The 16,858-nt window shown below is 68.4% G+C and carries 17 protein-coding genes; 9 read left to right on the top strand and 8 right to left on the bottom strand.

The annotated features are described in order from the left end of the window. Positions 1-23: 23 nt before the first annotated feature. Positions 24-1,316 (bottom strand): hypothetical protein, encoded by a 1,293-nt coding sequence (locus ACIBX3_RS15075; RefSeq protein WP_397117054.1) that lies wholly within the window; start codon positions 1,314-1,316, stop codon positions 24-26. Between the two features lie 8 nt (positions 1,317-1,324). Then, complete coding sequence (locus ACIBX3_RS15080; protein WP_397117055.1) at positions 1,325-2,740, bottom strand: pectinesterase family protein; 1,416 nt, start codon at positions 2,738-2,740, stop codon at positions 1,325-1,327. 208 nt (positions 2,741-2,948) lie between these two features. Between ACIBX3_RS15080 and ACIBX3_RS15085 the strand changes: the two genes are divergently transcribed. Then, positions 2,949-4,247 carry a helicase-associated domain-containing protein gene (locus ACIBX3_RS15085; protein WP_397117056.1) on the top strand — a complete coding sequence of 433 codons (1,299 nt, stop codon included), beginning with the start codon at positions 2,949-2,951 and terminating at the stop codon, positions 4,245-4,247. Between the two features lie 13 nt (positions 4,248-4,260). On the opposite strand, the gene ACIBX3_RS15090 is transcribed toward ACIBX3_RS15085, so the two are convergent. Together ACIBX3_RS15090 and ACIBX3_RS15095 are read right to left on the bottom strand one after the other, a co-directional pair. Continuing rightward, positions 4,261-5,595, bottom strand: a complete 1,335-nt coding sequence (locus ACIBX3_RS15090) for a hypothetical protein (RefSeq protein ID WP_397117057.1) — start codon at positions 5,593-5,595, stop codon at positions 4,261-4,263. 41 nt (positions 5,596-5,636) lie between these two features. Further along, on the bottom strand, positions 5,637-6,107 hold the full coding sequence (locus tag ACIBX3_RS15095) for a winged helix-turn-helix domain-containing protein (protein WP_397117058.1): 471 nt from the start codon (positions 6,105-6,107) through the stop codon (positions 5,637-5,639). Between the two features lie 137 nt (positions 6,108-6,244). Between ACIBX3_RS15095 and ACIBX3_RS15100 the strand changes: the two genes are divergently transcribed. Beyond that, on the top strand, positions 6,245-6,625 hold the full coding sequence (locus tag ACIBX3_RS15100; RefSeq protein ID WP_397117059.1) for a hypothetical protein: 381 nt from the start codon (positions 6,245-6,247) through the stop codon (positions 6,623-6,625). Between the two features lie 155 nt (positions 6,626-6,780). Here ACIBX3_RS15100 and ACIBX3_RS15105 read toward each other — a convergent pair whose 3' ends face one another. From ACIBX3_RS15105 to ACIBX3_RS15115, 3 genes are all read right to left on the bottom strand, one after another. Next, a complete protein-coding gene (locus tag ACIBX3_RS15105; RefSeq protein WP_397117060.1) occupies positions 6,781-7,230 on the bottom strand; it encodes a hypothetical protein in 450 nt (149 codons plus the stop codon). Then, positions 7,215-7,517, bottom strand: a complete 303-nt coding sequence (locus tag ACIBX3_RS15110; RefSeq protein ID WP_397117061.1) for a hypothetical protein — start codon at positions 7,515-7,517, stop codon at positions 7,215-7,217. Before ACIBX3_RS15110 ends, ACIBX3_RS15105 begins: the two co-directional genes overlap by 16 nt. Before the next feature lie 275 nt (positions 7,518-7,792). Further along, positions 7,793-8,401 (bottom strand): hypothetical protein, encoded by a 609-nt coding sequence (locus tag ACIBX3_RS15115; protein WP_397117062.1) that lies wholly within the window; start codon positions 8,399-8,401, stop codon positions 7,793-7,795. A gap of 52 nt (positions 8,402-8,453) precedes the next feature. On the opposite strand from ACIBX3_RS15115, the gene ACIBX3_RS15120 reads away from it, so the two are divergent. Together ACIBX3_RS15120 and ACIBX3_RS15125 are read left to right on the top strand one after the other, a co-directional pair. Continuing rightward, entirely contained in the window at positions 8,454-8,603 is a 150-nt protein-coding gene (locus tag ACIBX3_RS15120; protein ID WP_397117063.1) for a hypothetical protein, read from the top strand. Between the two features lie 84 nt (positions 8,604-8,687). Continuing rightward, the gene (locus tag ACIBX3_RS15125; RefSeq protein WP_397117064.1) at positions 8,688-9,167 is read left to right on the top strand and encodes a peptidase inhibitor family I36 protein; all 480 of its coding nucleotides are present in this window, start codon (positions 8,688-8,690) and stop codon (positions 9,165-9,167) included. 111 nt (positions 9,168-9,278) lie between these two features. Here the strand turns inward: ACIBX3_RS15125 and ACIBX3_RS15130 are convergent, their stop codons facing one another. Then, entirely contained in the window at positions 9,279-9,701 is a 423-nt protein-coding gene (locus ACIBX3_RS15130) for a hypothetical protein (RefSeq protein WP_397117065.1), read from the bottom strand. Between the two features lie 624 nt (positions 9,702-10,325). On the opposite strand from ACIBX3_RS15130, the gene ACIBX3_RS15135 reads away from it, so the two are divergent. From ACIBX3_RS15135 to ACIBX3_RS15155, 5 genes are all read left to right on the top strand, one after another. Next, a complete protein-coding gene (locus ACIBX3_RS15135) occupies positions 10,326-10,832 on the top strand; it encodes a MauE/DoxX family redox-associated membrane protein (protein WP_397117066.1) in 507 nt (168 codons plus the stop codon). Next, positions 10,832-11,344: a peroxiredoxin family protein gene (locus ACIBX3_RS15140; protein WP_397117067.1), complete on the top strand. Its 513-nt coding sequence runs from the start codon at positions 10,832-10,834 to the stop codon at positions 11,342-11,344. Before ACIBX3_RS15135 ends, ACIBX3_RS15140 begins: the two co-directional genes overlap by 1 nt. A 55-nt stretch (positions 11,345-11,399) precedes the next feature. Beyond that, complete coding sequence (locus ACIBX3_RS15145; protein WP_397117068.1) at positions 11,400-13,214, top strand: ABC transporter ATP-binding protein; 1,815 nt, start codon at positions 11,400-11,402, stop codon at positions 13,212-13,214. Then, entirely contained in the window at positions 13,211-13,726 is a 516-nt protein-coding gene (lepB, locus tag ACIBX3_RS15150) for a signal peptidase I (protein WP_397117069.1), read from the top strand. Before ACIBX3_RS15145 ends, lepB begins: the two co-directional genes overlap by 4 nt. Before the next feature lie 1,893 nt (positions 13,727-15,619). Beyond that, positions 15,620-16,792, top strand: coding sequence for a hypothetical protein (locus ACIBX3_RS15155; RefSeq protein WP_397117070.1), 1,173 nt, complete (start codon positions 15,620-15,622; stop codon positions 16,790-16,792). Positions 16,793-16,858 lie beyond the last annotated feature (66 nt).

The raw sequence follows: 16,858 nt of genomic DNA on the forward strand, positions 1-16,858 counted from the left end.
CATTGATGAATGGTCATGTGATTTCAGGCGGCGCCATTCGACGTGTCCAGATCCCACAGGATGACGGACAACGCGTGCGGCGAGATGGTGTGGTCGTCGTGGGTGGCGTCCTCCAGCAGGTCCCAGCGTCCCCGCTCCGGCCGCCCCTCCGCGAGCAGCGCCACCCGGTCGCGCACCGGCGCCTGGTAAGCGCGGTGCCCGACCCCGTTGAAGCAGCACTCGTCGAACCGGTTGAGTATCTGTAACTGCCCCCGCCCCGGGCCGATCGACGCCATCACGTACATGTCGAGGAAGTCGTCGGAGGCCGCGGCGTAGAAGCCGGGCAGCGCCGCCTCGGTCTGCTCCCAGTCGCCGATCGTGGGCCGGGGCTTGGGCGCGGCCGGCCGCAGGAAGAACGGCAGCGACCCCGCCACGGGGTAGCTGCGGGTGACGCGCGGGTCGAGGGCCGCGTACACGGTGGTCGTCCAGCCGCCGCCGGACAGCCCGATCATCTCCACCGACAGGGGACGGTACGTGGCCTGCGCGTAGTTCAGCGTGACGGTGAGCGGCTCGAGGAAGAACGTCAGCGCGGAGAACTCCGCGGTCTCCCACGGCGGCAGCTCGCGGTGCGACGGGTTCGGCAGCAGTTCGGCGGGGTCGGCCGGGTCGGCGATCTGCTGCTGGTTCCAGTGGTGGAACGGCATCGCGTACGCCATCACCCGGTAGCCCCGGTCCAGCAGCGCCTGCACGGTGCGGAGCATGGTGTCGAACGGCTCGCCGTGGCCGTTGTGGTAGAGCGCCAGCCGCCGGTTCCAGGCCCGGCGCGGCACGAGGTCGTAGACGGTGGCGGTGACCTGGTGGCGCAGGGGGACCTTCAGGCGGTCGATCCTGCGTACGCCGGTCAGTGAGGCGAAGTCGGGCGCGCTCACGCCGGTCTCGACGGTGGGGAGCGAGGCCGGCCGGCCCGCGCCCTTCCAGATGTAGCCGGTCATGGCCGTGCGCCTGGCCTCGATGTCGGCGATCGAGGTGATGCCGATCAGCGGCTCGATGTCCACGCCCGCGGCCGCCGCCGGGAGTGTCTTGTACTCGGGGCCGAGCTTCGCGGCAGCCTCCTGGTTCACCGGCGCGACCGGCCGCGCCGCCCGCTTGCCGCCGAGCCCGGTCCCGGCACCTCCTGCCGCGGCGCCTGCCGCGGCCCCAGCCGTCCCGGCGAGATCCGAGGCCGCAGCGGGCCCCGCCATCGACAAGGTCGCAACCGCCGCCCCGAGGCCACCCAGCACCCCGCCCAGCACGGTCCGCCTGCTCGACGACCCGCCCGATATCTCCAACTCCGTCACCTCTTCCCTCATTTTTCCGGATTCCAGCCGCCCAGCACGAACGAGGGTTCACTCCACCGCTCCGCCTCCTCAGCCGTGAGCCGGCGCGAACAGGCCAACCGCCCCGAGGTGTCGATCGCGCGACCGCCCAGGTCAGTGCTGCGGTACTCCCAGAACGACAGCGACGCCGCCTGCGCGCAGTCGTTCGGATCGATCTGCCAGCCCACGGGCGCGATGTGCGCGTCCATCGCGGTGTCGATGAACACCGCCTGGCTGTGCGTGAACCGCCACACCGCGCTCCGGCTCAGCACCACCGACCCGTCGGGCACGCCGGGCGCCCGCGTCAGCCGGGTCCGTACGAACACCGCTCCCGGCCGGGTGGCGTCATTGCGGCTCTGCGAGATGTAGCCGGCGTCCGTCGACTCCAGCACCGAGTCCTGGACGAACACCGTCCCGGTCCCCCAGACGAAGTCGGTGTCCCCGCTGATCCGGCTGTCGGTGACGAACCCTTTGCCCTGCAGCCGCAGCGTGTCCTGGTGGCTGCGCAGGTCCACCCGCTCCAGCGCGATGCGCTCGTTGTTGCCACGGAACGCCTCCGCCTGCGACCCGCCGTCCGGCGTCGTGTTGTGCAGCGTGAGGTCGCTCATCCGGAAGTCCGGCGCGTCCACCCCGACCATGGCCCGCCAGCAGTTGTGGAGGTCGGAGGTCTCCAGCACACGGCGCGGGCACACGTCCGCCGGCCCGCCGTTGCTCAGCGCCTTGTCGCCGTTGCGGAGGTCGTTGTTGGCGTACTGGATCACGGTCCGCCGCGTGCCCGCGCCCCGCACCGTGAGGTGCGGCCGGTCCTCGCGGACGTAGACGATCTCGGTGTACACGCCGGGCCGCACGTCGATGGTCACCGGCCGGTCGTTGCCGAGCGGGACGGCGTCGATGGCACCCTGCACGGTGCAGAAGTCGCCCTTCCCCGCCGCGGAAACCGTCAGGCGGCGACTCGGATGGGGTGGCTTCCGGGTGGTGAAGCGCCAGCTTCCCGGATCCTGAACGCCCTCGAACCCCGTGAAGACGCCGGGGTCGACGGTGACGTAGTAGCTCTGGCCGTACTCCAGCTGCCGGTGCAGGTGGACACTGGCGGTGCGGCCGTCGATCGTGATCGATTCGTACGAGAAGTCATGCGGCAGGCCAGTGTCGGAGACGGCACCGCCGATGTTCTTCCTGTCGTCCTTGGCCCTCGCCGCCTCGATGCGGTCGGCCGGCGTGCCGTCGGCGCGCCGCACCTCGATCGCGCCTGAGGAGCCGAGGGCCGGGGGCGCCGGGAAGGTGATCCGCAGGGGCGCATCCACGCAGGCGCCCGTCCGCCCCGGCACCGAGAAGCGGATGTCCGGAGCCGCCGCGGCCGGCGCGGCGGGCCACAGGAAGGACGCCGCCGCGACCGTGAGCGACGCCATGCATGCGCGAATGGCTAACATACATCGAATGTTTATTCAGATCAGGCGATCGGTCAAGACCCAGCCCTTCGGCCGCCAACCAACTCCGTCAGGAATCTGAGGCCGGCCTCGACGTCGTCGGAGATACGGGTGTTGAAGGTGCTGCTCCCGCCGGACCAGTTCGGCCCACTCACAGGCCGGGGAAGAGCCCCGCCTCTACAGTCAGATCGTGGCTCACGATGACGATGCGACGGTGATCCGGGAGACCAGCGCGGAGGCGGCGGCGAACCTGGCGGCAGTCCTCCAACTCTGCGCGGCGGGAAAGCTGCGGTGCAGCGAGAAGACACGACGGCCAGGTGCGGCGACGGTTGCCGCCGTGGCCGCGGTGCAGACCGGAGGTGACTTCTACGCTGAGGAACCGATCGCGGCGTTCGCATGGCCGTTGTTATTGCAGGCCGGAGGGCTGGCCGAGCTGGCTGGCGGAAAGCTGCAGTTGACCGCGCGGGGGCGTACGGCGATGGCCAAGCCGGCGGCGGAGACGATCAGGCAGCTGTGGCGGCGTTGGATCAGCGGCGGGCTGATCGACGAGTTCAGCCGGGTCGAAGAGGTGAAAGGTCAGCGGAGTAAGAACGTGCTGACCGCGGTGAAACCTCGCCGGCAGAAGGTCGCCGCGGCACTGGCGCTGTGCGAGCCGGGCGAGTGGGTGGCGATCGACGACCTGTTCGCGTTGATGCGAGGGCGAGGGCTCGATCCGGTGATCGCACGTTCTGACCGGGCGTTGTGGAAGCTGTATCTGGTGGATCCGGAGTACGGCAGCCTGGGATACGCGGGCTTCGGTGACTGGCGGATCCTGGAAGGCCGCTACACCCTCGCGGTGGTGTTCGAGTACGCGGCGACGCTCGGCCTGGTCGACGTGGCCTACGTCGAGCCGGACGGGGCGAGGGATGACTACTACGACAACTGGGGATCCGATTCCATCGATCGGCTGAGCCGTTACGACGGGCTGCGGTCCATCCGGCTGAACCCCTTGGGAGCTTTCGTGCTCGGCCTCAGCGAGAGCTACGAGCCGCCCAAGGTCGCGGCCGAGCAGGTGCTCAAGGTGCTGCCGAACTTCGACGTCGTGGCCACCGGCACGTTGTCGCCGGTCGATCGGCTGACTCTGGACGGTTACGCCACGCAGACCTCTGACCGGGTCTGGGCGCTTTCGGCACGGTCGCTGCGCGAGGCTCTGAACGCAGGCAGGGATCTGGAGCGGCTCCGGGCGTTCCTGGCCGAGCGGAGCCGGCACGAGTTGCCCGGCACCGTGGCCACGCTACTGGCAGACGTGGAGCGCAAGGCCCGCCAGGTGCGGGACCGGGGACTCGTGCGGCTGATCGAGGCCGATGACGCGGCGATCGCGGCGCTCATCGCGGGCGACCGCAAAGCGGGCAAGCTGTGCCGCCTGCTCGGTGACCGCCACCTGTGCGTGTCCCCGGAGAACGAGGACGCGTTCCGGAGGGCGGCGAAGTCGCTCGGCTACGTGGTGTAAGTCCCGGCGGAGGTCATAGGTCGGCGAGTCTGGCGATCAAGGTGGTCCGGCGCTTGTGGCGCAGGCGCAGCTCCTCCACGTACGTGGTGAACCCGGCTTCGTCGTGCGCCCGCTCATGGGCCGCGCGGAGCCGGAACAGCAGCTCCACCGCCTGGCTGTAGCGGGTTTTACCGGTTTCGGCGAGGAGCTCGTCGATGAGAGCGCGATACGGCTCGATCACCTCGGCGGGACGATCGAACTCGCGTTCGCCGATCAGGCTCAGCCGCTGGGAGGCGGGCAGCCGGCCGGGGGAGGCGATGGCGGCCTGCCAGGCCTCCTCCTCCAGGCCCTCGGCTCTGAGGACGGTGACGACCTGGGAGACGTGTGCTTTGGCGCGGACGTAGTCGAGCGCTTCGGTGCGCAGGGACGAGGTCCAGACTCCGAGGAGCTCGGCGGTCTCGCGTAGCTTCTGGTAGAGGTCCGGGCTGGGAAAGCGCTCGAAGGCGGATCGCCGCACGGCCAGTGCCTCGTCGGCCGCCTCGCGCTCCAGCAGCAGGCCGACCAGCAGATCGCGGAGCTTCTCGGTGTCGGTGGGGTGGGCCGATTCGGCCAGGCCGCGGCGGGCCCACTGCTCGGCCTCATCGCCTCTCCCGTTCGTCCGGAGCACCGTCACGATGGTCACGAACTGGGCTGTGCTCCGCAGGTCCTCCGCCAGGACGGCGACGTAGGAGTCGACGTCGCCGGCGAGCTCGGCGAGTTGTTCACGCAGGCCCCTGATGCCCCAGGTGGCCGTCCACGAACCGGGGTCGGCGGCGGAACGGCGCTCCTCGACCAGGCGGGCGCACTCGGCCAGCCCGGCCTGGCCGAGTGGTGCCGCGAAGTCGCGAAGCCGGACTTTGGGCCAGCCGGGGCCGTCGAGCTGCATGCCGACCAGCCAGGCGGCCAGGCGCTGGGTGGGTGGGGGAGCGGACGTGCAGGCACGGGCGTACAGGGTCATGAGCTCGGCCAGGTCGTCGCCGACGATTCCCGAGGAGTCGTCCATCTTCGTGAGGGCGTCGGTGACGCGTTCGACGGCGCGGCGGAGCTGGTCGCGTACGGTATCCGCGTGGCCGTTTTCAAGGGCGCGTTCGCCATGGTCGAGCACGTCCCTCAGGCGGCGTGCGTATTCGCGGCGACCGCGGTAGGGGTCGGTCCGCCGGTCCCGGCGTAGCCCGTCGACCAGATCGCGCAGACCGTCGGCGTCGGCGCCTCGGATGTGGGAGACCAGCGAGGCCAAGTCGTCGTCGCCGTGCCGGTGCAGAAAGCGGGCCAGTTCGGAGGCCAGCTCGGGGTATTCGCGGCGCAGGGCTCGTCCACGTTCCGTGTCCACGAGTCTCCAGCGTAGAGGGGAGCGGGCGTCGGCGCCGTTCATCATCGACAAACCGGAGCCAGCCGAGTCCGGCGGTGAACAGCGGCGGCCACACGATCGGTCCGAAGGTGTAGCCGATCAGCACCGCGAGCGGGATCCACACTCGGTGCACCGCCTGGTGCAGCACGCCGGAAGGGGGTACCCGGGCCAGTCGTGCCAGGTTGGGCAGGGCGAAGAACATCAGGGCGGCCGCGCTGGTCGGCAGGCCGTACTTGACGCTTTCGAACACCGAGAACGCCGCGAGGAACAGGGCGAGCGCGGCCCAGCAGACGGTGCGGACCCGGCCGGAGACACCCTGTGGTAAGCCAGGCATGGCTGCGCCCATGTAGGCCCTGTTCGGCCAGGTCTTTGATAGCGCGGCGGACCGTCACGCGAGAAACACCGTACTGGCTCGCGAGTCCCAGTTCGGTCGGCATCTTGGCACCAGCCGCGACCTGGCCTGAGGCGATCTCCGCTTCGATGTCCTCGGCCACCTGCTGCCAGACCAGCTTCGCCCCAAGGCCTTCGCCAAGTTGGCTGTGATCGTTACCCGCAGTCCCGTCGGCCGACTACATGTACGTGCCTATCGGTCACGCCGCAGATTGTCGCACCCTTCTGCGACACTCCCAGGATGCTGAACGTGGAACTTCTGCGGCCGTTACTGCGGGCCGCCTGGGGGCCCGACACCTGCGATCCAGTAAGCCGTGAACAGTGGCGGCCTGACAACCCGGCAAGGGGCCAGTGCGGGACGACGGCACTGGTAGTGCAGGACTTGCTCGGAGGTGACCTGATCCTTGCCGAGATCCACGTCGGTGGGGCCAAGGTCTGGAACCACTATTGGAATCGGCTGCCTGACGGCACCGAGGTGGACTTCACGTCCGATCAATTTCAACCCGGCGAGGTCGTTGTCGGTGGTCGCGTACAGCAGCGGCCACCGGATGCGCCTCGCCGATGCCGCGAAGAGTACGAGCTGCTCCGACAGCGGGTGCTTTCTGCCCTGGCCTCGCCGTGACTCGACTGAAGAAGGCCTGCCAGTGGCGCCATGAATCGCGATCTTGTAATGCGCCACTCACAGAAGCGGCCGTTCGTTAACGATCTCGTTGGTCGCGACCCCCATTCACGTGAGCGCTTCTGAGAATCGCGCTGACGATGGGCCGATGGCTCCTCCTAGACATTGAGCCATTGGATCTGCCGCGCACCCAACTCGGCTGCAGCCTTGCACAAGGCGGGAATATGGGAGCCGTCGGCAGTGAGCAGGCGGCCCGGGGCGTTGGCGGAGGCCGCCGTGGCCGTCACGAGCGCGTCGATGACGTTGCTGTGGCCATCGAGCCCGGCGTATTCCAGCAGTTCCGCCGCCAGATCGGCCAGTTGCCCGGTGACGGGCACGATCACCAGCCGAGAGCGGAGCCAGCGCATTCGGGCGGCTGCCTGCCCGGTCCGGCGTTGCTCGGCGAGGGTGACGACACTGACGGTTGCGGCATACCCGTCCTCGCGAGACACCTCCACCAGGTCCACAGTGTCGGCGTGGTTATCGGCCAGCAGCGAGAGGGCCTGGGCGTCGAGCACCAGCGGCGGCCCGGCAACTGCGACCGGGAGGTGTTTCAGGCGTCGCGCCACCGACGCCTCGCTTGCTCCAACCGCTCTTCGCTGATCGGGCCGTGCTGCCGCTCGTACTCATCGACGATCTCGCCTGTTTTCATCAGGTCCAACCAGTGTTGCGCGGCTGTGGCCATGAAAGCGGAGAACTCACCGCGGCCGATGCGCGCGTCGATCTCGGCGGCAAGCTGTTCCGGCATCGTGATGGCCTTTTTGACCTTCGGCCCAGGCACGTCGCGGGCTACATACAGCGCGGCCCGCGATGGCTCCGCACGGTCAGGCGTGGCTTCGGCGGCTGCAGTATTCATCGCATCATCATACCGTTAGTATGATGATCAAGTGGGGCGTCCAGTGCTGGGTCGTCGACCAGCACCCCGGCGTCAGGGGCGTTGAGCCGGCGCAGCCGTGCCTGGGTGGCCAAGAGAGTCGTCGGGATCACGGATCACCGTGACCTGCAGCAGCTCAGGCGACGGCTCGGCGGCCGGGCTCTGGCCTTACTACTCGACCGGGTCGGGCAGTGCCGACACCGCCACCGGTCTACGATTGATCATGATGACGCGTGAAAGGCCTCCCTGCCAGACCATCAGCAGGAGGCCACCCGGCAAATCTTGGCCAGCATCTTCATGGCGTCCCGCCGGTCTCTGGCGAAGGGCTTCTTCTGCTGCTTCTGCCGCGGTCCACCGTAGTAGATGATCGCGTTGGCCCGACGGACGATCACGTAGGCGTCCCACTGGTCGTCGTCGTCGGTGTTGTAGCCCTTCACCGCCCAGGCCTGGTCGCCCAGGGAACTGGGGTAGAGCTTGCGGCGGAAGACGCCCATCGGCTGGGCCTTGCTGCCCTTGCGCGCGCAGCGGGCGGCTGCGGCCTTCCAGTCGCGCATGACTTTCTTGGCGATCTTCGTGGAGCGATAGACGATCACCTGCTCCTGCGTTCCGTAGTACTCCTGGGAGCTGAAGGTCACCGACCGCACGGCTTTGCGGCCGGTCAGCCCGATCTTGGTACTCGGGCCCGTGGCGACCGCGACGGTGTAGCAGGGGTTGGCCAGGAGCGGCTGGTTGGCTCTGTCGTCGTAGAGCCAGGTCTCCTCATAGTCGTAAATGTCATCAGGGTCGTCACGTGCCATGTCCTCGCGGGCCGTGCGCTCGTAGAGCAGGAAGTTCTTCGGCAGCTTCGTGGCCGCCTGCACAGGCACAGCAGGCGCCAGGCAAATGCCGACAAGTCCAACTAACGCGATCTTCTGTAGCATGACCGCTCAGGTTAGCGGGACGAACACCGGGTCGTGTACTGGTGGGCTCGAGGTCACCTTCGCGGCGCGCGGTTCGACGGCGGAACTGCCCGAACAGCACGCCCGCGGCATGCTCCGCGAGGCGCTGGCGTTCCTGTCCGCGGACTGACCCGAGCGGGGTCAACACGCACTCAACACGGGCTCAACATCGGCCTGCCTATCTTCCTGTTCACCACACGAAGAGGGAGACGACATGAGTTTCATGAGAGTGGCCGCCATCGTCATCGGCGCCGGTGTCATCGCCGGCGGCGCGCTCCCGGCCCAGGCAGCCTCAAGCAGCGCCCGGGTCGACGCCTACATGGCCGCGTTCCCCGGCGGGACGAAGGTCGGCAACAACGAGATCTCCTGGCAGGGCGGCGACGTCCGCGTGGTGCTGGCGGCCACCGCCAAGTCCTGCCCGGCCGGCTACTACTGCGTCTATGAGCACCAGTACTGGCGCGGCGCGATGGGCGCGTGGCGGGCCTCCGCCGCGAACTGCAAGAAGTTCAACTTCACCGCCTACTGGCGGGACAAGGTCTCCTCGTTCTGGGCGCGCGGCGGCTGCGAGGCCGCCACGTACTTCCTGAAGAACAAGAAGAAGTGGCAGCCGGATCAGTTCGAGCCCTTCGAGGGCAAGAAGGCCTGGGTCCGGTTCAACGACAGCTACGACTACGCCGCCCGCGGCTACCTTTAAGCGGTCGGAGCTGGACGCTGAACAGCACGACGGCCCGCAGCGCGAGCCCGCCGGCCAGGACCACCGGCGAGGAGCTCAGGGTCGCCGCGCCGCCGGCCGGCAACCGTCCGATCATGAACCGCCAGCGTCCCGGAGCCTCTCGGGCGCCTCACGCTCCGGCCCCTTGGTCTGCCGGCCTCTGCGCAAGAGCAGAGCGGAGGCCGCACGCCCAAGCGCTCGATCGACGGCGATCCGGGTGAGCCAGCCGAGCCCGGCGGTGAACAGCGGCGGCCACACGATCGGTCCGAAGGTGTAGCCGATCAGCACCGCGAGCGGGATCCACACTCGGTGCACCGCCTGGTGCAGCACGCCGGAAGGGGGTACCCGGGCCAGTCGTGCCAGGTTGGGCAGGGCGAAGAACATCAGGGCGGCCGCGCTGGTCGGCAGGCCGTACTTGACGCTTTCGAACACCGAGAACGCCGCGAGGAACAGGGCGAGCGCGGCCCAGCAGACGGTGCGGACCCAGCCGGAGACACCCTGTGGTAAATCAGGCATAGGTGCGCCCATGTTCTGCCCCCGGGTTCGACATTGAAGATCATACTGCGGCGGAGTTCAGGATCCGGCGCCCCTGCCTGCGGCAAGCAAGCACGGGGCCGCCACCCTGAACCCTACGGGAGCGCCCGAGCCCGCATCGACGCCGGAGCCGACCGCGCCTACGAGGCTGAGGATTCTCAAGGCCGACGGATGGGCTTTCTTCACCCACCGCGGCGTCGCCGGCCGCCTCACCACGATCGAACTGGGCATCACCGGCACGGTGCGTTCGGAGAGGGGTACGGTTTGTGATCTTTTTTGACGAATTCGGTCAAGGCCGTTGCGCCGTAGATCAAGAAGGCACCATGATCGTGATCATTATCAGATCGGCCTGAGAGGGCCGGAGAGGAGACATCATGCTCGGTCTCGTCGATCGTCTGCTGGCGCGCGTAGCTCCCAAGGTGACCGTGGAGGCGGCCTGCAGTCGCTCCTACGTCTGCAGGAGCGGGACGAAGTACTTGATCATTTGCTGCAAGGACGAGGGGTGCCAGTCTCCGATCAAGGTCGGCACCTGCTGATGCGCGCCCGCTGAACAGGTGAACAGCGGGCGGCGTCCCCGCCGCCCGCTTCGCGGGAGGGGAGGTGCGCATGGAGTACGTCCGGATCGGCTGTGCCTGCTTGATCGGCCTGGTCTTCGTGGTCACGGCGATGTCGAAGGCGCGGGACTTCGGCGGGTTCGCCCGTTCGCTGCCCGAGCTCGTCCCGGTGCGGCCGGCGCTGGTCCGCCCCCTGGCCGCGGGGGTCGTCGCGCTGGAGGCGCTGATTCCGCTCCTCATCGCCGTGCCCCCGGCCACCGCGTACGGACTCGGCCTCGCCGCCGCGCTGCTCGCGGCGTTCACCGTGGCGATCGGAGCCGCACTGGCCCGAGGCCGGCGTGCCCCCTGCCGCTGCTTCGGCGCGTCCTCGACACCGATCGGACCACGCCACCTGGCTCGTAACGGCCTGCTGCTCACCGCCGCCGTGCTCGGCGCATTGTCGCCCGCCGGTCTCCCGCCGCTGGCCGGGGTGGTCGTCACGGTGGCGGCGGGGCTGGTCGGGGCGATCCTGGTCGTCTTCTTCGACGACATCGTCGACCTTTTCGCAAGGACCATCTGATGCCCTATCTGACCGCCGCGGTCGTGCTCATCGGTCTGCTCTGCGTGTTCAACCTGATGCTCACCCTCGGACTCATCCGCAGGCTGAAGCGGCAGGAGAGCCACCATGATGTGCCGGCCGCACTGCCGATCACCTTGCGGCCCGGTTCGCGGGTCGGCGAGTTCACCGCCGTGACGATCGACGGCGAACCCGTGTCCCACGAAACGATCAGCGGCCTTGTCGGCTTCTTCTCCGCCGGGTGCTCACCGTGCCACCGTCTGATCCCGGGCTTCGTCGAGCACTCGCGCGCGGTGGGCCGGGACAACGCCCTCGCGGTGGTCTCCGGGAGCGACCCCAAGGCCGTCGAGACGCTCGCGCCGGTGGCCCGCGTGATCGTCGAGGACTACGACGGCCCGGTGGAGAACGCGTTCGAGAACACCTGGACTCCGGCCGTCTACCTGATCGATGCCGAGCACCGCGTCGTCGCGGCGGGTGGCCGCCTGGAGGACCTGCCCCTCGGGTCCCCGAAGTGAACGTCCTGGTGGACCCGGCGGACGTCGTTCTCCCGCCGGAGGGCGAGGAGAGTACGTGAGCCGGCAGGCCGGGCTGCGGGAGTTGACCGCGGCGGCGGTGGAGGCGGTGTCGCTGACCTGGAGGTCAGCGCCCTCGGGGGTCACCGGCTACGCCTTCCTGACCCTCGCCGAGACCGCCGCGCCGCTCACCACCGCGTGGCTGATCAAATCGGTGCTCGATCGGCTGGCCGCCCCGGACGGCGCGGTCGCGCATCTCGCCCTCGGCCTCGCGGTGGCCGGCCTGGCCACGGCCGCGCTTCCCGGGATCAGCCGCTACCTGCAGGCCCAGACCGGCCGTGCCGCTGGAGCCGTCGCGACCGACCGGCTGTTCGCCGCGGCCGAGCGGCAGGTCGGCCTCCGGCGGTTCGAGGATCCGGTGTTCCTCGATCGGCTGCGCCTGGCGAAGGAAGGCGCTCAAACCGCCGGTGACCTGGTGAACGAGGTCCGCGGGACCCTGCAGGGTGGCCTGTCCCTCATCGGGTTCGTGGCGTCCCTGCTGATCCTCAGCCCCACCATGACGGCCCTGGTGCTGCTGGCCGCCGTTCCGGCACTCGTCGCCCAACTGCTGCTCTCGCGCAGACGCGCCGCCATGCAGTGGGACACCGAGCGGTTCCACCGCCGGGAGTTCTTCTACAGCCGTCTGCTCACCGACGTCGACGCGGCGACGGAGATCCGGCTGTTCGGGATCGGTGCGTTCCTGCGGGCGCGGATGATGACCGAGCGGCGCACGGCCGACGCGGCCGAGAGCCACATGGACCGCCGTGAACTTGTCACCCAGGGGGGCCTGACCCTGCTGAGCGCGGCGGTGGCGGGCTTCGGGCTGTGGTGGGCGATCGAAGCCGCCCGCCGGGGTTCCCTCAGTGTGGGTGACGTCTCCATGTTCGTCGCGGCCGTCGCCGGGGTGCAGGTCGCGCTGGACACGCTGATCTCGTCGGTCGCGTCCGCCCACGAGCGCCTCCTCGCCTTCTCGCACTACGTCGCCGTGGTCAGGGCCGAGCCGGACCTGCCGAGCCTGGGGGAGGAGGCGGCTCCGGCGCTCCGCCGGGGCATCGAGATCCAGGACGTGTGGTTCCGATACAGCGACGATCACCCGTGGGTGCTGCGCGGGGTCGATCTGACAGTTCCGCACGGCTGCTCGGTCGCCCTCGTCGGGCTCAACGGCGCCGGGAAGAGCACGCTCATCAAGCTGCTGTGCCGCATGTACGACCCGACCCGCGGACGGATCCTGTGGGACGGCGTGGACCTGCGCGAGATGGCGCCGGAGACGCTGCGCGAACGGATCAGCGCCGTCTTCCAGGACCACATGAACTACGACATGACGGCCGCCGAGAACATCGGCCTCGGCGAGCTGACCGCCCTGGACGACCGGGCCAGACTCTCCGAGGCGGCGGTTCGCGCGGGAGTGCACGACAAGCTCGCCACGCTGCCGCGCGGATACGACACGCTGCTCACCCGTATCTTCTTCTCCGAAGCCGAGAAGGACGACCCGGAGACCGGGGTGGTGCTGTCCGGCGGACAGTGGCAACGCCTGGCACTGGCCCGTGCCTTCGTCCGCGACGGCAGGGACCTGATGATCCTGGACGAGCCCAGTTCCGGTCTGGACCCGGAGGCCGAGCACGAGGTCCACACGCGGATGCGGGAGCACCGGGCGGGACGTACCAGTCTGCTGATCTCCCATCGCCTCAGCGCCGTGCGTGACGCCGGCCTCATCGCTGTCCTCGACGAGGGGCGGATCGCCGAGCAGGGCACCCACGAGATGCTGCTCGCCGCAGGAGGCCGGTACGCCCGGCTGTTCCAGCTCCAGGCCGCGGGATATCAGGAGGCGCGATGAGCCGGATCCGCCTCGGTCTGCTGCTGGGCGGTCTGCTGACGGGCGGGCTGGCGCTCTGGTGGGCCCGACGGCGTTACCTGGTCGCCACCGTCGACGGGCGGAGCATGGAGCCGGCCTTGCGCGCGGGGGACCGGCTGCTCGTCCGCAGGACCAGGCGGGTCCGCGTGGGCCAGATCGTCGTGGTCGAGATTCCCGTGCCCTTCCTGCCGGACGGGCCGCCACCAGGTGTCGGCCAGGACGACCTGGACCGTGCGGAGGACGCCACGCCGGTGGGGGCGCTGGATCACCCTGATCGGCAGTTGCTCGTCAAACGAGCGGTCGCCGTGGCGGGTGATCCCGTGCCGAGGCAGAGCGTCCCGGCGCTTCGTGACGTGCCGGAGAAGGTCGTGCCGAGAGGGTCCCTGGTCGTGCTCGGCGACAACCCGGCCGTCAGCTGGGACTCCAGGGATTACGGCTTCGTCCGTCCTGACCAGTTCGTCGGCGTCATGGTCCGCAGGCTGCCGTCGCGCTGACTCCGGCTGCGGGTTGCCCCACACTCCATGGCTTGATTCTGTCGAATGATGGCCGTCAGGCCGTCGTGATGGTGGGCCGGGTGATCTCACGCCGGTGTGCCGCATGGGTTCATGCGGCCGCCTGTCGTAGTGCCCCGAGTTTTCAAAGAGTCTTTCCCACCGTTGGCAGCGACACATCGATATCCCGAGCCGCTCAAAGATCAAGTCTCCGACGATCGCCCGGGTCCACAGCGCAGAGTCAAACCCGAAGTCCTGCGGCGTATGATCATGGATCATCGCGAGCGCCTTCTCGTGGCATCGACCTTCTTCGGCCCCTCTGGCCGCGGCCTACCCGCCAGGGCATCGATCCCGGCAGATCGCAAGACCTTCTGGATGCCATACGCTCACCCCCGGCTCCGGCCGAAGATCTTCATGATGTCTTCGGTGTTGTGGCCCTCCTGCAGCAAGCGGGCGGCCCGGAGCCGATCATTCTCTTGACCGCTCGGGGTCAGTCTGCGGCCATCCGTCTCACGCATGAACGCGATCTTCCCAGAGGATCGACCAGAAGTGCAGATGAAGAATTTCTGATTAATGCAAGGAGCTTCTTTGCGTCATCGGACGAACACCGGCATCGCAATCATGCTGCGCCGGCGGTCCCATCATATGGGCATGCAATACGGTCAGGGCAAGCGGGCGATGAGTAATGCCCACTTGGCTCCCCGTGGTGCCTGGACCGTTAACTTGTAGTTTCTAGGGGCTTTCCTTGGAAGGTTGTCGACAGTCCAAGTGTTATAACCAGCGAAGCATTGGCTAACCATATTTAAACCATTGGTCGCCTTAACGATCAGATTTCTATCGGAGCCAACGCAATCCACCGCCACTTTATAATAGGTGCCGACCCTCACCCTGGCGATCCAGTTACTCTGTTCCGCCTTCTCGTCGGCGTGAAAAAGTACAGTCTTTCCCTTGATCTTCCGTCTCAAGTCTGCTAGGGCACGTTCCTTGAAGGGAGGGGTGCTGGTCGAAGGGAACGCCCGAGTTTCTGATCCAATGGGGGGATCTCGTTCCTCGCGACTCTGTGCTGAACAGCTCAGGAGGAGCGTTGTGGTCAAGATGGCACCGGCTAACCTACGCATCACAAGCCTTGGTTCGACGCTGAGGAGTCTGGACATCTTGGCGGCTTGAACTGGATCAAGGCATCGCCGACCCAATGAATCTTACGGCCTGGGGTGTAGAGCTCGATCTTTGTGCCCGAGTCGTTTCCATATGACCGCTACCTACACAGGTTGAATTCGTAGAGTCGGTCATGACTTTGCCGGGGTGTCGAGGGTGAGCCCGGTCTGGGCCAGGCATCCGGTGAGCAGGTGGGGCCGGCACTGGATCTTCTTCAGCTTGCGTTTGATGTTCTGGACGAGCCCGGGCAGGTCCGCGACGACGAAGTTGGCCAGGCCCCGGCAGAGCAGAGACCGGACGTCCTCGGCGGGGTTCGGGCGCGTAGGCGGGTAACAGGAGTGCCGCGTGGAGCTCCGCGCACCGGCGCAGCAGCATGAGGTGTCCCGGCGGGCACAGGTGTGGCTCTGTCAGTGCCGGCTTGCGGTCTTCGGTCAAGATCGCGACCGCGGGGCAGCGCTTTGGCCCACTCCTTGATGGTGTGCCCGATGCCCTGGTAGGGGCTAGGGCATCGCGGTGCCCTCGGGCACGCCACGGGCGGACACCGCCTGGACGAACACCGCGCCAATTCGGCCGTCGTTGACAGCGTGGACGGCAGTTCCCCGGCCCCGGACCTCCGGCTGCAGCGACGACGAACTCGCGAACAACAAGGTCCACAGCCACGGTTCCGGGGCCCTTGACCCCTCTGTGCTCGTCTTCGGACGGGATCTATCTAATAGTCTCGCAAGTTGTGACAATTGCGGCATGGCGGTGACAGCAGGGGAACTGCTGGAGTCGGTGCGGCGGCGGGTCGAATGGTTCACACGCACGAGCGACACGCGGGACCTGTGCGATCCGGCCGGTCTGCGGGACGCGGCGGCGTTGCTGGCCGCCGCGGGCACGCTACGCGGCCGGAGTGCACGGAAGGGCGCCCGAGCGGCGGTCGGTCTCCTGCGGTACGCCAGGCATCTGGTGAGGCCTGACGAGGAGGACGGACACGCCGCCGACGAACTGCTGGCCCACGCGGACGCGGCCGAGATCGCGGCCGTCCGCCAGGCCGCGGAACGCTCACCGTTGCCAGGGCCTGAGCTGCCACCGGTGGAACACTTGACCATGGCGACGCTCGGCGCTTCCCTGGCCCACCTCGACGATCTCGTCGCGCGCATCCGGTACGGCCTGAGCGACCCGGTGACCGTGGACGAGCTGCGCTACCTCGTGATCGTCGCCGAGGCGAGGGAAGCGCGGTGGGGTCGCACCGGGGCTGCCGAGGACCTGGATGACGCCGTGGCGGCCATGGACGACGTGGTGAACCGGACACCGGACGATCACGAGTGGTATCCCGGTCGGATGTCTCGGCTCGGCGGACTGCTGCAGTTCCGCTTCGCGGTGACCGGGGAGAGGCAGGACCTCGACACCGGGATCGAGGCGATCAGGACGGCCGCGGAAGCCGTGCCCCCCGGGCACGAGGACTGGCCGATGTTCCGCTCGAACTTGGGGCGGGCGCTGCTGTTCCGCTACGGGGCGACCGGGCGCGAGGCCGACCTGGACGAGGCCGTGAGCATGCTGACCGAGGCGGTGGCGGGCACCGCCGGCGACGAGCTCGTCTCCATCGCCGCCTCCCGGCTGGGCCTGCTGCAGCAGGCGACCCTGGCCAGATACCACCTCCGCGGCGATGTCGACGATCTGGACAGCGCCCTGGACATGGCCCGGCAGGCGTGGGAGGCCACTCCGGAGGGCGATCACAACCTGCTTGACCGCGCCCTGGACCTGGGCCGGACCCACCTGGCGGCCTTCCAGTACACGGGCGACACGGGGCACGCGGCCACCGCGGAGCAGCTGGCCCGGCAGATCGTGAAGGCGACGCCCCGGGAGCACACGGACCACCAAGCGGCCAAAACGATCCTGGACCAGCTGCGAACCCGGAGAGCGGGTCAATAGAGCAGGGATCGCAGCGCCCTCGTGTCGTGAAACCACGCGAAGCTCACGTGGCCACGCCCCACAATG

The organism is Nonomuraea sp. NPDC049480, from assembly GCF_044465905.1.
Taxonomy (GTDB): Bacteria; Actinomycetota; Actinomycetes; order Streptosporangiales; family Streptosporangiaceae; genus Nonomuraea.